The sequence below is a fragment of the Bradyrhizobium lablabi genome (assembly GCF_018129385.1).
Lineage (GTDB): Bacteria > Pseudomonadota > Alphaproteobacteria > Rhizobiales > Xanthobacteraceae > Bradyrhizobium > Bradyrhizobium lablabi_C.
On record NZ_JAFCLN010000016.1, the window covers coordinates 157,638 to 171,456 of the forward strand.

A 13,819-nucleotide genomic window follows, 5' to 3' on the forward strand; every position below is an offset into this window, starting at 1 on the left:
CAAGTTCATGGGGATAACGGCTGCCGCGATTTTGACCTAAGCAGAAGTCCTCGCGCGGACTGGCCAGCGCGACAAAACGCTTATTTGGCCCGCAACGCGAAGCAGCTAGCGTGAGTCGCGCAGGTCTGCTGTCACGCCGGACGGACCCCGTGAGTTCACGCGAGGAGCTTTTCCGGTGCTCGCCTGCACAAGATGGTCGAACTTTTCTTTCAGAGTGTTGCCGTTCTGCCTTCCAAGCAAAATGAGTTCGCGTTGGCGCCCGTCTCGTAGTTGGAGAACCAATCGGCCGGAGTGAGGCACGTTGCCCATGCCCCACTTCTTGCCTGCCCGATATTCAGTTTGAGCGATATCATTCCAATGAACCTGGAAGTTAGCCGAATGCATTTGAAGAAGCTTTGCTGATGTCGGATCGATGCGCTCGTACCGTTTCGCTGTTTGAGTCCGCACCCAGAATTCCTGGTTCAACATCGATGAACTCACGACAGGAGGACTGATCACCAACCCCCTTACTGTAGCTCCGACAAGCATTTGGTCCGTCACGAATACTTTGTAAGTTCGGTTTAGTATAAAAGCGTAATACTCCATCGCCGCGAACCAGGCTGGATCATCCGTGGCGTTTCCGGTTGGGACATCATGCCGTGATTCTGGAGTGTTCGTCCCTTCACTCGACGCACGTGGCCTCATCAGCGACAGGATCTGCGTTCGGCCGAACAAGAACCACGCGGCCACGAACAAGACGAACGGCCACCACGAAAGCAGAGCCGACAACAAATCGCCATTCATGCCGGGGCTCCTCTGATTCCGGTCTAAAAAAGCAAGCACCGGCACCACGCAGGAATGGTGGTCAATCGTTAAAAAATGCACGCTCGCCCTCAGTTAAATATATATGCAATATCTACATCTTCAGGCTGTGAGCGGCGTCTACAACAGTCTGCGGCTCCCTTTCATTTCGAATGTCGCCTTCTCGCCCTTAGCGGACTGTTAATGTTTGATGCGTTCGATCGTCAGCGGCCGGAGAAGCGCCGGTGATCCCGCCAACCTTGGACCACAGACCGCCACTGGCCTCACGGATTATTTTTGACAAGCTTCGGTCGAGCGCCTGCTTTTGCACCCATAGCGGATGCGGCGCGATGACGCGATGAAGTGAGAAAGTTCTCGACGAGCGAGGCGCCCGGCAAACGCTAGGCCACCAAGGCCTGAAGGGTCTCGGCCTGCTCCAGGTTCTGCACGGCGATGGCGGCATGGGTGTAGTCGCCGGTCTCGTTGGAATTTGCGATCTGGCGCAACAGGTCGCCGCCCTTGATGACATACAATCCGACGCCTTGCATCGCGGGGAAAATGCCCAGGACCACGTCGTGTCCGGCGACGATTGCTCGGAGTGCAAGCGCCTTGTCGTCGGACTTTTGAATGAAGGCACGGGCTTGTTCTGCGAGATCGCGCAGTTCGTCAAAATCAATCACACGCATACTCCACGCTACCGATCAGATTCTAGCAAGAACACGATTACCGAAGCGTGAATGCCGGAAACCTTCGCTCGGCAAATTATGCAGTGATGATGCAGTGAGCTGGGGCAATCGGCTGATTCTCGGCAGGCAGCGCTGACCGCGTGAGGACATAAAATGTCGTTGATGATCTGGCCCGCGATGATGATCTGGTCCACGAAAGTGCGGCCGCTTCACCGGCGGAGCAAGCACCGAGCAGCCATATTGTTGAGGATACGCAAGCTCTTGAGGACGCGTAAGAGCCCGTTCCAAATTCGCCCGCTGCTTTCAAATCCGCCCGATGCTTTTCGCGGGAACCATATTCGGCGAACGACGTTTGTGGCAAAGCGTTCCTGCGGGGCATCTCAATCGTCAGTGGCTTGCTGATGAATCTGCTTGATCCACAAGGACCTGTGGCGGCCGCGAACGCGACGATCCTGGTCGACTCGGTCTTCATCATGCTCGTGATCGTCGTGCCGACGATCATCGCGATCCTGGCCTTTGCCTGGTGGTTTCGCGCGTCAAGCCAGCAAGCCCGCTATCAGCCGAACTTCGTCTATTCCGGGCGCGTCGAGATGGTGGTGTGGTCGATTCCGGCGCTCACCGTCATCCTGCTCGGCGGTGTCGCCTGGATCGGCTCGCACAAGCTCGATCCCGCCGCGCCCGTGCCGGGCACCGGCGCTCCCATCCGGATCCAGGCGGTCTCGCTCGACTGGAAATGGCTGTTCATCTATCCGGACCAGCGTATCGCAACCGTCAACACGCTGACGGTGCCGGCGGGCGCGGAGCTGAAATTTCAACTGACGTCGTCAAGCGTGATGAACGTCTTCTACATCCCGCAGCTCGGCAGCATGATCTACACCATGAACGGCATGGTGACGAAGCTGAACCTTCGCGCCGACAATGAAGGCAAGCTTTTGGGCCTGTCTGCGCATTTTTCCGGCGACGGCTTTCCGGACATGATGTTCGACGTCAACGTGGTCTCGCCCGTCGCCTTCCCCGACTGGGTCGCCGCGACGGCGCGATCCGATTCAGTGCTCGATCAGGAAACCTACACGAAGCTGATGGAGCAGTCCGTCGAGAAGGGGCGGCCGACCTACCGGCTGGAGGATCCGCGCCTCTTCGACCTGATCGCGACCCAGCATATTCCGCCGGGTCCGGGACCACAGATCAGCTCGAATGCCGGGCGACAGGGCAGCGGAGCGCAGGATGCTCGGTAAGCTTGATTGGTCGGCGATCCCGTTCGGACAGCCGATTCCGCTGGTCGCCGGCGCGGTGGTGCTGGTCGCGATCCTCGCGGTGCTGGCCTGGGTCGTTATCAGGGGCCACCTGCCCTATCTCTGGAGCGAGTGGATCACCAGCGTCGACCACAAGCGGATCGGCGTCATGTATATCCTGCTCGCCTCGGTGATGCTGCTGCGCGGCGGCAGCGACGCCATCATGATGCGCATTCAGCAGGCGATCGCCTATCAATCGGCCGGCTACCTGCCGCCCGAGCACTACAACCAGATTTTCTCCGCGCACGGCACGATCATGATCTTCTTCGTGGCGATGCCGTTCGTGATCGGATTGATGAATCTCGTCGTCCCGCTTCAGCTTGGCGTACGCGATGTCGCCTTCCCGACGCTGAATTCGGTCGGCTTCTGGCTCACCGCGACCGGCGCGCTGCTGGTGAACCTCTCGCTCGTGATCGGCGAGTTCGCGCGCACCGGCTGGCTCGCCTTTCCGCCGCTGTCGGGGCTGACCTATTCGCCGGGCGTCGGGGTCGACTATTACGCCTGGGCGCTACAGATCTCGGGCGTGGGGACGCTGGTCGCCGGCATCAATCTCGTCACCACGGTGCTGAAGCTGCGCACGAAGGGCATGAGCTATCTGCGCATGCCGATGTTCTGCTGGACCACGCTCGCTTCGAACCTGCTGATCGTCGCGGCGTTCCCGATCCTTACCGCGACGCTCGCGATGCTGCTGCTGGACCGCTATCTCGGCTTCCACTTCTTCACCAACGAGGCCGGCGGCAATGTCATGATGTTCATGAACCTGATCTGGGCGTGGGGTCATCCCGAGGTCTACATCCTCGTGCTGCCAGCCTTCGGCATCTACTCGGAAGTGGTGTCGACCTTTTCGGGCAAGCCGCTGTTCGGCTACCGCTCCATGGTGCTGGCCACGATGGCGATTTGCGTCGTCTCCTTCATGGTGTGGCTGCACCACTTCTTCACCATGGGCGCCGGGCCCGACGTCAACGCCATCTTCGGCATCGCCAGCATGATCATCGCGATACCGACGGGCGTGAAGATCTACAACTGGCTGTTCACGATGTACGGCGGCCGCATCCGCTTCGCTACGCCCATGCTGTGGTCGATCGGCTTCATGGTGACGTTCATCATCGGCGGCCTGACCGGCGTCCTCCTCGCGGTGCCGCCGGCCGATTTCCAGTTGCACAACAGCATGTTCCTCGTTGCGCATTTTCACAACGTCATCATCGGCGGGGTGCTGTTCGGCGCCTTCGCCGGCTTCGAATACTGGTTTCCCAAGGCCTTCGGCTTCCGCCTCAGCGAGCGCTGGGGCAAGGTGGCGTTCTGGTTCACCTTTACCGGCTTCTTCGTCACCTTCATGCCGCTTTATATCGTCGGCATGCTGGGCATGACCCGTCGCATGCAGCACTACGATGTCGCGGCCTGGCGGCCCTGGATGATCGTTGCCGCCTTCGGCATGCTGTTGCTATGCATCGGCGTCATCAGCCAGATCGTGCAGCTCGTCGTCAGCATTCGCAACCGCGAAGCGTTGCGCGACCGCACCGGCGATCCCTGGGATGGCCGGTCGCTGGAATGGGCGACATCGTCGCCGCCGCCGGTGTTCAACTTCGCTTTTTACCCCGATGTGCGCGGCGAGGACGCCTATTGGGCGATGAAGCAGCACGCCAAGGAACAGCTCGAGCGCCGGGAGCCCGAGTACCGGGACATCGAGATGCCCCGCAATTCGCCGACCGGCTTTATCTGCGCCTTTTTCGCCACCGTGATGGGCTTTTCGCTGATCTGGCATATCTGGTGGCTGGTGATCGTTGGAGGACTCGGCGCGTTCACCACCTTCGTCGTGTTCGCCTGGCGCGACCATGATGAATACGTCATCCCGGCGGCAGAGGTAGCGAAGATCGATCGCGCCAACATCGAAGAGCGCCGCAATCTCGTCAGCATGGCGGGAGGCGTCTGATGGCGATGACCGCGACTGTCGAGCACGCCGACCCGCATCATCTCGGGCGTGCCGTCGAGCATGCCGGGCCAGCCCCGAAGCACATCGTGACGGCCTACGGCTTCTGGATCTTCCTGCTCTCCGACATCGTGATGTTCTCGTGCTTCTTCGCGGCCTATGCGGTGCTGGTGCATCAGGTCGCCGATGGACCCAAGGGCGCGGAGATATTCGACCTGCGGAACGTGGCCGTCGAGACCATCTGCCTGCTGCTGTCGAGCTTTGCCTGCGGCATGGCCAGCATCGCCGCCGACCTGCGCAACAGGCTGTGGTTTTACCTGTCGATGACGGTCACCTGCGTGCTGGGCCTGGCGTTCCTCGCGATGGAATTCCGCGAATTCGCCGATCTGGTCTCTCGCGGCTACGGTCCTTCGCGCAGCGCGTTTCTGACCGCGTTCTTTTCGCTGGTCGGATGCCACGGCCTGCACGTCTCCGCCGGGGTGCTGTGGCTGCTCACCATGATGGCCCAGGTGTTCGCAAAGGGCTTTCGCGCCGATATCATGCGGCGCATGACGTGCTTTGCGCTGTTCTGGCATGCTCTCGACATCATCTGGGTCGCCGTCTTTTCCGTCGTCTATCTGCTCGGAGGTGCAGCATGAGCGAGTCATCAGGGCATTTTGACGAGCGGGCCGATATTGCACCGGGCGCTGAAGAAGAACACAGCCTGCGCGCCAGAGTGCTCGGATATGTCGTCGGCCTCGTTCTGGCGCTGCTGCTGACGGCGACGTCGTTCTTCATCGCCGGCACCGACCTGGTCTGGCAGCCGAGCATTCCGGTCGCCATCGTCGTGCTCGCGATCGCGCAGATGGGCGTCCATCTGGTGTTCTTCCTGCACATCACGACGGGACCCGACAACACCAATAACGTGCTGGCGCTGGCATTCGGCCTTCTGATCGTGTTCCTGGTGGTCGGCGGCTCGATCTGGATCATGGGCCACCTGAATCAGAACATGCCGCCGATGGAGCAGATCATGAAGATGCAGTGACGGGCTGCGGCCACTCACCGCTGGCTCGTCCGAGGCGCCTCGGAGCGTGCGCCGCCCGTGGGCTTCCGGTCGCGAGAATTTAACCAATTGCTAACCATAATCCGCCCTGATGCGCTTCGGGTTTCTCGGAGCAATTCATGAATCGCCATCAGCGCCGCGCCCTCACCAGGAGCAAGGATCCGCAAGACCTCGCGCGCATTGCCGCCCATCACAAGAACGGCGGCCGAATCGACAAGGCCGAGGCGGCCTACCGGGAAGCGATCGCGCGCGATCCGCACCGCTGCGAGGCGCACAACGATCTCGGCGGTCTCCTTGTGCGGGCCGGGCGCTTTTCGGAAGCGACAACGCATTTTGCCCACGCGTTCCGGATCAATCCCAGGGACGCGATGACGGCCTTCAACCTTGCCCTCGGCTTGTCGGCGCAGCACCGTTTCAAGGAAGCCGCCGACGTCTATCGCGAAGCCATCGCGCTCGACCCGGCCAATGCCGACCTCCAGTCCACCTTCGCCTTCACCCTTACGCAACTCGGCGAATATGACGACGCCGAACGTCACTATATGGAGGCGTTGAAGATCGATCCGCTGCATTTCGAGGCGCGGGTCAACCTCGGTCTTGCGCTGGTCGATCAGGGCAAGGTGGTGGAGGCTTTCGAACACGCGCAAATCCTGTCGCGCGCCGAAACCGCGAGCGGATTTCCGCACAAATCGTTCGGCATCCTGTTGGCGCGGGCCGGCTGTCCGGATGGCGCAAAACTATGTTTTGAAAACCATCTTGCGCGGCATCCCGGTGATCGGGATGAAATCGCAATGCTGCTCGCCTCCGTCGGCGGCGCCGTGCCGGCTCGCGCAAGCGACGGGCAGATTGCAAAGCTCTACGATGAGCGGGCCAACCGGTGGGACAACGGCGCCACCGGCGCGACCGGCTATCAGGGCCACCGGCTGGTCGCCGGCGCACTCGCGCTGCTGAATGCGCAGCGCGCCGGCACCGTCGTCGATGCCGGCTGTGGCACCGGCCTCGTCGGAGAATTGCTCCGGGCGGAAACCCGTCATCTCGTGGGCGTCGACATGTCGGAACCGATGCTGGCCCAGGCCCGGCAGAAGAACGTCTACGACGAACTGCACCGTGGTGATCTGATCGCATTCCTGAACGATCGCCCGCGCAGTTGCGATGTCATCGCCAGCGCCGCGACCCTGATCCATTTCGGCGACCTCGACGCCGTCTTCCGAGCGGCCGCGCGGTGCCTTCGCGAAGGCGGACACTTCGTCTTCACGGTCTTCCCCAACGACGATGACCCGGGCGCCATCGCCGTTGCTGCGCTGAACGGCTTTGCGCAAGGCGGCTGCTTCCGCCACGGCCACGATTACATCGCGGGCCTTGCAGCGAAGCATGGCTTCACAGTCGTGCTGATGCAGCGCGAGGTGCACGAATATGCCCGCAAGGTGCCGATCTTTGCGCTGGTGGTGGCGCTGCGGCTGGCGGGCTAGCCGCCGACCGCGAAGACCTGCATGAGGGATTGACGCAGCTCCGACGCGTAGTCTACACCGATGATAGCCAGAGGTAGCCAGCGGAATACTGTACGAAGGCGCTAGAACATCCCGTCTAGCCATTTGTCTGAGAACATTGCCCGCCCATGTTCCAGCCGCCGGATAGCTTGATCCAAGCCGTAAGAGACCGAACCCTCATTCCGTTCGTCGGAGCCGGGATCAGCGTCGGCACCGTCATTTCGCTGCCGAGAGAGCAGCGGTTTCCGGACTGGCTGGGCCTCATCGAGCTGCTCGCGGCGCGTCTCGATCGCGAGGATCCGGCGGCGGCCGCGAGGGTGAGAGCGGCTCTGCCCGATACCATGATGGCCGCACAACTCGCTGTAGACGGGCTGGGCCGGCGGCTCTTTCTCGACGAGATCAGGAAGGCGTTCGAGCGGTCGCGAGCGCCGGTCGGCGCCAACTTGTCGGCGGTGCAGGCGATCTGGCGGCTGCAAGCGCCGTTCATCATCACCACCAACTACGACAAGGTGCTCGAGTGGCCGTGGGGACCCGGCGAAGTCGAGAAAATACACAACGATGACCCGACGCCGCTGGGCAATTTGAACACCCCGTCCGGGCGCCGACGCGTCTGGCACCTGCATGGGTCGATCGACCGCGTCGACACGATCATCCTGACGTCAGAGCAGTACCTCAGGCTCTACCCGAACGAGAACGATCCCAAGCGCATCGTGTATCAGAATGCGTTCGAGCAGTTCAAAGGCCTGCTGAAGACGAACCCGTTCCTCTTCGTCGGTTTCAGCCTGACGGAGCCCGTGCTGCGAAAAAAACTCGACGAAGTGATGGAGCTTACCGAGCGGACGGCACCGACCAAGTACCTCCTGCTGCGCGCCGGAGAGGCGGACGATGCGAAGAAGCAGGATTTCATGGATCGGTACAACGTCCAGGTGGTGGAGTTCGCCGACTTCGGGGACCCGATGGTCGCCGCCATCGATGCGATAGGGCCGGGTGCCGAGCGTGCCAGGCGGGTCGTGGCCGGCGCGGAACTGACGCCTGACATGAGAGCGCTGGTGTCGACGCTCTTCGACCAGATCGATGGTCTTGCGATGGCGCCCCAGACCATCGCGCGGATCTACAACATGACGAAGCCGCAGGCCTGGACGTTCGCGCTTACCGGCGGCGACGGCATGGCGCTGCTGCGAGACGCCATCGTGCAACTGGGAGGCGCGATCGGTCGCTCTGGCGACGGCGTGCCCCCTTTGCTCGACTTCGTCCATCGGCTGAAGCACGAAGTCGGCGAGCCATGGCTGACGCGCTTGCGGGACTGGCTCGACGAGGCCGTGACGCAGTTGGCTCCGACGGAAGCAGCGCGCGCCGTGCTGGTGCAGTGGCTGTCGGAACGGGCGGCGCCGGGCGCCCGCGAGCGCGTGCACGTGCTGGTGCGCATTCGGACCGATCCCAAGGGCACAGACGATTGGATCGTGCATGCCTGGTGCTGGACCGGCACGCGTGTTCCGGAATCGCTTTTTGGCGTCGAGGGCCGGCGATTCAAGGACAAGGCCTCGGGTGACATTGTGTACGACCTCGTGGAAGAACTCGAGGCGCGCCGTACCGATCCGGACGTCACCAGCATCTCCTTCATCGTACCGAGCGTGATCGCCTGCGAGGCGATCCATTCATGGCTACCTGCGAACATCGCCAGCGACCCGCCGATCGGTGCAACCTACATCGTGACCGTGCGCCCGCTGGAGCGGCTCGAGCGCGTGCCGTTGCTCCGGCGCCGGTTCAAACGGGCGTGGGACGAATTCAAGCTACGCGCGGCCGAGATGCTGGCGGTGCTCGACGAGAATGAAGCGGCGCCCCTGGGCAGGATCCCGGCGCTGTTGCTCGACACGCCCGCGGCACTGAATCGCAATCTCGCCGCGACGCTCGCAAAACGAGGCACTCGCTGTGTCGTGCTGCGAGAGGCTCCAACCGCAACGAAGATCGGGCAGTTGGATGCCGTCCTCGACACGCCGACGCCACTCATCGTCTGGTGGCAGGCCGGCCGCGGGCCCGGGGGCATCGACGATACGATGCTGAGGCTGCTGCAATCGGTTTCGATCTCCGATCTTCCCCGCCGCGTACGCGAGGAGCGCGCTGCCGCTCACCGCGACGAAAGCGGACTCCATCCCGGGATGAACCTGACACTCGTCTGGGACGATACGGATTTCCTGCCGCCCGAGAACGACCCACAGGCAAAAGCCAGACTCGAAACGACGTGAGCACCTCCATGACCGACCCAACCGATTGGCGCATCTACCAAGGCACCGGAGTTCCCGACCCGAAGAAGCTCGCCGATCGGCCGGCGGCTCCGGAATGGCGACAGTTCGACCGCATCGCCGTGAGGCGTGGTGAGACGTTCAAGCCGCCGCCGGGAGTCGTCGAGGCCGTCAACGCCGCCCTGTATCTGCGGCGTCCGGTGCTCGTCACCGGCGACCCCGGAACGGGCAAGTCGTCGCTGGCCTTTGCCGTGGCGCGCGAACTCGGACTGGGAGACGTCCTGCAATGGAACATCAACTCGCGATCGACGCGAACGGAGGGGCTTTACGACTATGACGCGCTGGCGCGGCTGCGTGCGGCCAACCTTCACCGCATGCGGACTGCGGGGACGGCCGCGCCCTCCGATGGCAAGGTCGCTGCCGAAGAGCCGTCGCGCGAGGACATCGGCATCTACATCACCCTCGGCGCCATCGGAACAGCGTTCATGGCGCCGCCGGACAAGCCTCGTGTGGTGCTGATCGACGAAATCGACAAGAGTGACGTGGACCTTCCGAACGATCTCCTCCACGTCTTCGAGAATGGAACGTTCGAGATTGCCGAACTGGTAAGGATCGCAGGTGAGACACCGCAGATTGAGGTGAGAACGCTTGACGGGGAGATGGTTTCGATCCCACGCGGCGTGGTGAGATGTCGCGAGTTTCCGATCGTGATCATTACCAGCAACGGCGAGCGCGATCTCCCGCCGGCATTTCTGCGGCGGTGTCTGCGGATCGATTTGCCAAAGCCGACTCCCGACATGCTGCGCGAGATCGCCCTGCGGCACCTTCCCGGCGGCGACAAGGACGTCCTTGAAGGTCTTCTCAAGAAGTTCGACGAGAAGCGCGCAAACGCGATGCTGGCGACCGACCAGCTTCTGAACGCATTCTACCTGGTGACGCGCGGCCGGTCGCTGACTGCCGAGGACCGCCAGGCGATCGAGAACATCGTACTGAGAGAGCTCGACTCCCGGTGAGCGAAACGCCGACACCGCCACTCCCATCGCTCCCACTGCTGCTCCGCTCGCTACAGCGGGCGGGCATCGACCTCGACGCCGAGGGCACGCTCGACAGTCTCTGGCTTGCGCTGCGCATGCAGGAGCGCGCGCCGCCCGCACACACAGGCGCCTCGCCGTTGGAGTCAACGACGACTTCCGGGACGGCCCCGGCGGTCGGAGCGGACGTTCGGAGCAGCGACGCCGAGCAGCGTCGCGACAGCCTGCCCGCCCTTATGGGCAAGTCCGCCCGTACGGGTCAGTCCGCCGGACCACCGGGACCGGCGGCGCCATCGCGCGCAATCGCGCTGCCGCGCGCCACGGCGTTGCCGGAAAGCCGTTCGCTCATCAATGCACTGCGTCCCCTCAGGCGTCGGGTGCCGTCGCCCGGAACCGCGGTGATCGACATCGAGACAACTGTGCAGCGGGCGGCAGAGGAAGACCTCTGGATCCCGAGTTTCGAGCCGGCGCGCGAGCGCTGGCTCGACCTGCTTCTCGTCGCCGATCACGGCCTGTCGATGGTGATCTGGAAGGAAACGATCGACGAGTTCGAGCGCGTACTTCGCCACAGCGGCGCGTTCCGGAGCGTGCGCTCGTGGTGGCTGGAGTCAGATGCGGCGCGCGTCGCAGTCAATCCGCGGGGAAGAGCACCGAGTCCGGCAACGGCAGAGCGACTCACCCGCCTCGTTCGCGGCCAGGCACGCTCGATCGTTGTCGTGATCTCCGATTGCGTCGGACCGCGTTGGCACGACGGCGAGGTGCCGCGGCTGCTGGCGAAATGGGCGAGTGAGCTGCCGGTGGCGCTGACCCAGGTGACCCCTGAGTGGTTTTGGGCACGCACCGCGTTGGGCGATACGATCAGTTGCCGGTTCCGCAGCGTCACGCCCGCGGCAGTCAACCGTCGGTTTCAACTCGATGGGCTTCCCACCGGGCTCGACGATCTCTCCCTGGCCGACCCGCAGCTCTTCCGCCTTCCCGCAGCGCCGCTGACCGCAGCGGCGATGGGGCGCATCGCCGGCCTCATCGCCGGCGCAAGCCGCGAGTGGGCTCCGGGCGCGATGTTTGATCTCACCTGGCAGGGCGAAGAGGTAGCGGCGCCAGCCGTTTCGGCCAGCGAGCGGGCGACACGATTCCGGACGCTTGCGTCCAGGGAGGCCCAGCGGCTCGCCGCCTGCTTCGCAGCATCGCCGGTGCGAACGCTCGGCGTGCTTCGTCTGTTGCGCCGCGACCTCCTTCCGGAGGCCGGCCCGTTTATCGAGGCCGAAGTATTGCTCGGCGGCATCTTGCGCGTGCAGAAGGAGAATGCGCGCTGGGACCTTGGGGCCAGCCTTCCGCTTGAATTTTATCCCGACGTGCAGACGCTTTTGCTCGACAACGCGGCCGCCGCCGACGTGTTACGCGCTCTCGCGCACGCGGCCCGGGTTGCGCAGTCGGGCGTCGTGCCTACGTTCACGTCCTGGCTGGAGGATCCGTCGGCGGGCGTGGCTCAGCTCGACCCCGGTCAAAGCGAGTTCGCCAAGGCGGCAGCCGCGTCGCTGGCACGTCTCGGCGGCTCGTTCGCAAGGCTGGTCAAGCCGGGCGAGATCACTTCGACCGACGCGACATCGCTCGAAGCAGCGGCGCAAACAACAGTCGTCGACTCGCCGACCGCCGCGCCCGACGAAGCAGCACCGTCGAGCCAGCCCGCGGCGTCCCCTCAAGCAACGGATCAGCCGGAGCGCCGGGAGTACCTGATCAGCGGTCGAGTGCAGGGCGTCGGATTTCGCGCTTTCGTCCAGCAGCACCTTTCCGAACTCGGACTCGAGGGCGCCGTCGAAAATCTGCGCGACGGCCGCGTGCACGTCACGGCAGCCGGTCCGATGGCGCAACTCGATCAATTGGAGCCCTGGTTGCGCAAGGGGCCGCCTGCCTCGAAGGTCGATGACCTAGTCGTTCGACGCGGGGATGACGTCGGGAAGGAAATCGATGCCCCACCGCGGTCGACGTCGCAGCGTGCGGCATCACCGCGCGGCGGCGCCCGGGCCGTGATCGCAATCGGGGTCAACCGCGTCGACAGCCTACCCTCCCTAAGAGGGGCGGCGTTCGCCGCGCAGCGATTTGCTCGATGGTCGACCGAGAACCAGGGAATCCCTTATGAACGAGTGTGGCTCTTCACCGACGACGAAAAACGCGTGAGCGTCGACGAGATTTACAGAGCCATTGCGAGCTGTATTCAGAGCAACGATCTTGACCAACTCATCGTGTACTTCGCCGGTCACGGCGCCGCATACGGACCTGGACAGGACATGTGGCTTTTGTCCGACGCATTGTCCAACGCTAATGCCGTCATCAACGTCTCGCAGAACGTGCAGCAGGCACGCGAGTCGGGCATCCCGCACGTCGTCTTTATTTCAGATACATCCCGTGAGATCGGTGGAGCGACGCTCAGACGCGTGACGGGCTCGTTCATCTTTCCGAACGCTTCCGAGCTGACACGGGTGCGCAGCTCAGTCGACTGCTTTTTCGCCGCCCGCGTTGGCCAGAAAGCATACGAGTTGGATGGCGAAGCGGTGTTTACGAGCGTCCTGCTGTCAGCACTGTCGGGGATCGAGTCGTCTGCGCTAACAGAATACGACGGCCTTCAGGTGGTTACCTCTCGGTCGCTCTATCGCTTTCTCCAAAAAGCTGTCCCCGAGCGGCTGGCGCAGTTCGCGATCTCGGCGCAGCAGACCCCCCATATGAGCGTTGAGTCGTTGGACGATACCTGGCTCGCCAGCTTCCCACGCAGTGAGCCCCCGACCGCCTGAAGAAGCTGCGTTGTGGATCGCACGCCAGCCGAAGCCGCAGCATGGGTTGGGCGCGGCGAACCCATCATCTCCCGGCAACAATCGACAGGTTTCGCTTCGCTCTCGCGTTCTCGCGACCCGCGGCCGCCCGTAAATCAAATTCTGATTTCCAGAATCAATGTCAAGCCCCTCGCGTAAAAATATTCCGCTTGTAAATTTCGGCAAATCAGAATTATAACGGTGCCCACCTCATCCCCGAGGAGGGGCGTTGGCCATCGCCACCAAACGTTGGGATGGGATGCGGTGGACGTGGGCGGCGTGCTTGACGAAGCGCTGTCCGCGTACGGCGAAGTCGTGTGGTCCTGGCGCCGCGACGCTGGCGCTAAACCTTGCGGAACTTTCCGCGAGGCGATGGTGACAACAAGCCCGCTCACCAGGGAGAGCGCGATATAAGCCGTAAAGCCATTGCGCAGGGGATGTCGGAGTGTTCTCCGCTCACCTGTATGCTCGTGTGCATTTTTTTGTTGCGCAAGCAGCGCACACGGGACCGCGGGTGCAGCGCGCACCCGGCA

General features: G+C 63.0%; 10 protein-coding genes. 8 read left to right on the plus strand and 2 right to left on the minus strand.

Translation table 11 applies throughout. From position 1 onward, the window contains the following. Window positions 1–105 precede the first annotated feature (105 nt). Window positions 106–783 (minus strand): hypothetical protein, encoded by a 678-nt coding sequence (locus JQ628_RS25715; protein ID WP_212226709.1) that lies wholly within the window; start codon window positions 781–783, stop codon window positions 106–108. Between the two features lie 398 nt (window positions 784–1,181). Continuing rightward, entirely contained in the window at window positions 1,182–1,466 is a 285-nt protein-coding gene (locus tag JQ628_RS25720) for a hypothetical protein (protein ID WP_249128391.1), read from the minus strand. A gap of 401 nt (window positions 1,467–1,867) precedes the next feature. Between JQ628_RS25720 and JQ628_RS25725 the strand changes: the two genes are divergently transcribed. The 8 genes from JQ628_RS25725 (at window position 1,868) to JQ628_RS34775 (ending at window position 13,268) form a co-directional block, all read left to right on the plus strand. After that, window positions 1,868–2,701, plus strand: coding sequence for a cytochrome ubiquinol oxidase subunit II (locus JQ628_RS25725; RefSeq protein ID WP_212226711.1), 834 nt, complete (start codon window positions 1,868–1,870; stop codon window positions 2,699–2,701). After that, the gene (gene cyoB / locus JQ628_RS25730) at window positions 2,691–4,688 is read left to right on the plus strand and encodes a cytochrome o ubiquinol oxidase subunit I (RefSeq protein WP_212226712.1); all 1,998 of its coding nucleotides are present in this window, start codon (window positions 2,691–2,693) and stop codon (window positions 4,686–4,688) included. Before JQ628_RS25725 ends, cyoB begins: the two co-directional genes overlap by 11 nt. Next, the gene (locus JQ628_RS25735; RefSeq protein WP_212226714.1) at window positions 4,688–5,323 is read left to right on the plus strand and encodes a cytochrome (ubi)quinol oxidase subunit III; all 636 of its coding nucleotides are present in this window, start codon (window positions 4,688–4,690) and stop codon (window positions 5,321–5,323) included. Before cyoB ends, JQ628_RS25735 begins: the two co-directional genes overlap by 1 nt. Further along, on the plus strand, window positions 5,320–5,709 hold the full coding sequence (gene cyoD / locus JQ628_RS25740; protein WP_212226717.1) for a cytochrome o ubiquinol oxidase subunit IV: 390 nt from the start codon (window positions 5,320–5,322) through the stop codon (window positions 5,707–5,709). Before JQ628_RS25735 ends, cyoD begins: the two co-directional genes overlap by 4 nt. Window positions 5,710–5,846: 137 nt before the next feature. Then, window positions 5,847–7,193 (plus strand): tetratricopeptide repeat protein, encoded by a 1,347-nt coding sequence (locus tag JQ628_RS25745; protein WP_212226721.1) that lies wholly within the window; start codon window positions 5,847–5,849, stop codon window positions 7,191–7,193. A 146-nt stretch (window positions 7,194–7,339) separates the two neighbouring features. Beyond that, window positions 7,340–9,454 carry an SIR2 family protein gene (locus tag JQ628_RS25750; protein ID WP_212226722.1) on the plus strand — a complete coding sequence of 705 codons (2,115 nt, stop codon included), beginning with the start codon at window positions 7,340–7,342 and terminating at the stop codon, window positions 9,452–9,454. Between the two features lie 8 nt (window positions 9,455–9,462). After that, window positions 9,463–10,464, plus strand: coding sequence for an AAA family ATPase (locus JQ628_RS25755; RefSeq protein ID WP_212226723.1), 1,002 nt, complete (start codon window positions 9,463–9,465; stop codon window positions 10,462–10,464). Further along, window positions 10,461–13,268: an SAV_2336 N-terminal domain-related protein gene (locus JQ628_RS34775; RefSeq protein ID WP_212226725.1), complete on the plus strand. Its 2,808-nt coding sequence runs from the start codon at window positions 10,461–10,463 to the stop codon at window positions 13,266–13,268. The genes JQ628_RS25755 and JQ628_RS34775 overlap by 4 nt, the downstream gene beginning before the upstream one ends. Window positions 13,269–13,819 lie beyond the last annotated feature (551 nt).

What these genes read in the sequence shown, in the direction of transcription:
- JQ628_RS25725 (WP_212226711.1), top strand. Translation starts at nt 1,868, where the DNA reads ATGAATCTGCTTGATCCACAAGGACCTGTGGCGGCCGCGAACGCGACG.
- cyoD (WP_212226717.1), top strand. Translation starts at nt 5,320, where the DNA reads ATGAGCGAGTCATCAGGGCATTTTGACGAGCGGGCCGATATTGCACCG.
- JQ628_RS25750 (WP_212226722.1), top strand. Translation starts at nt 7,340, where the DNA reads ATGTTCCAGCCGCCGGATAGCTTGATCCAAGCCGTAAGAGACCGAACC.
- JQ628_RS25720 (WP_249128391.1), bottom strand. Translation starts at nt 1,466, where the DNA reads ATGCGTGTGATTGATTTTGACGAACTGCGCGATCTCGCAGAACAAGCC.
- cyoB (WP_212226712.1), top strand. Translation starts at nt 2,691, where the DNA reads ATGCTCGGTAAGCTTGATTGGTCGGCGATCCCGTTCGGACAGCCGATT.
- JQ628_RS25715 (WP_212226709.1), bottom strand. Translation starts at nt 783, where the DNA reads ATGAATGGCGATTTGTTGTCGGCTCTGCTTTCGTGGTGGCCGTTCGTC.
- JQ628_RS25745 (WP_212226721.1), top strand. Translation starts at nt 5,847, where the DNA reads ATGAATCGCCATCAGCGCCGCGCCCTCACCAGGAGCAAGGATCCGCAA.
- JQ628_RS25735 (WP_212226714.1), top strand. Translation starts at nt 4,688, where the DNA reads ATGGCGATGACCGCGACTGTCGAGCACGCCGACCCGCATCATCTCGGG.
- JQ628_RS25755 (WP_212226723.1), top strand. Translation starts at nt 9,463, where the DNA reads ATGACCGACCCAACCGATTGGCGCATCTACCAAGGCACCGGAGTTCCC.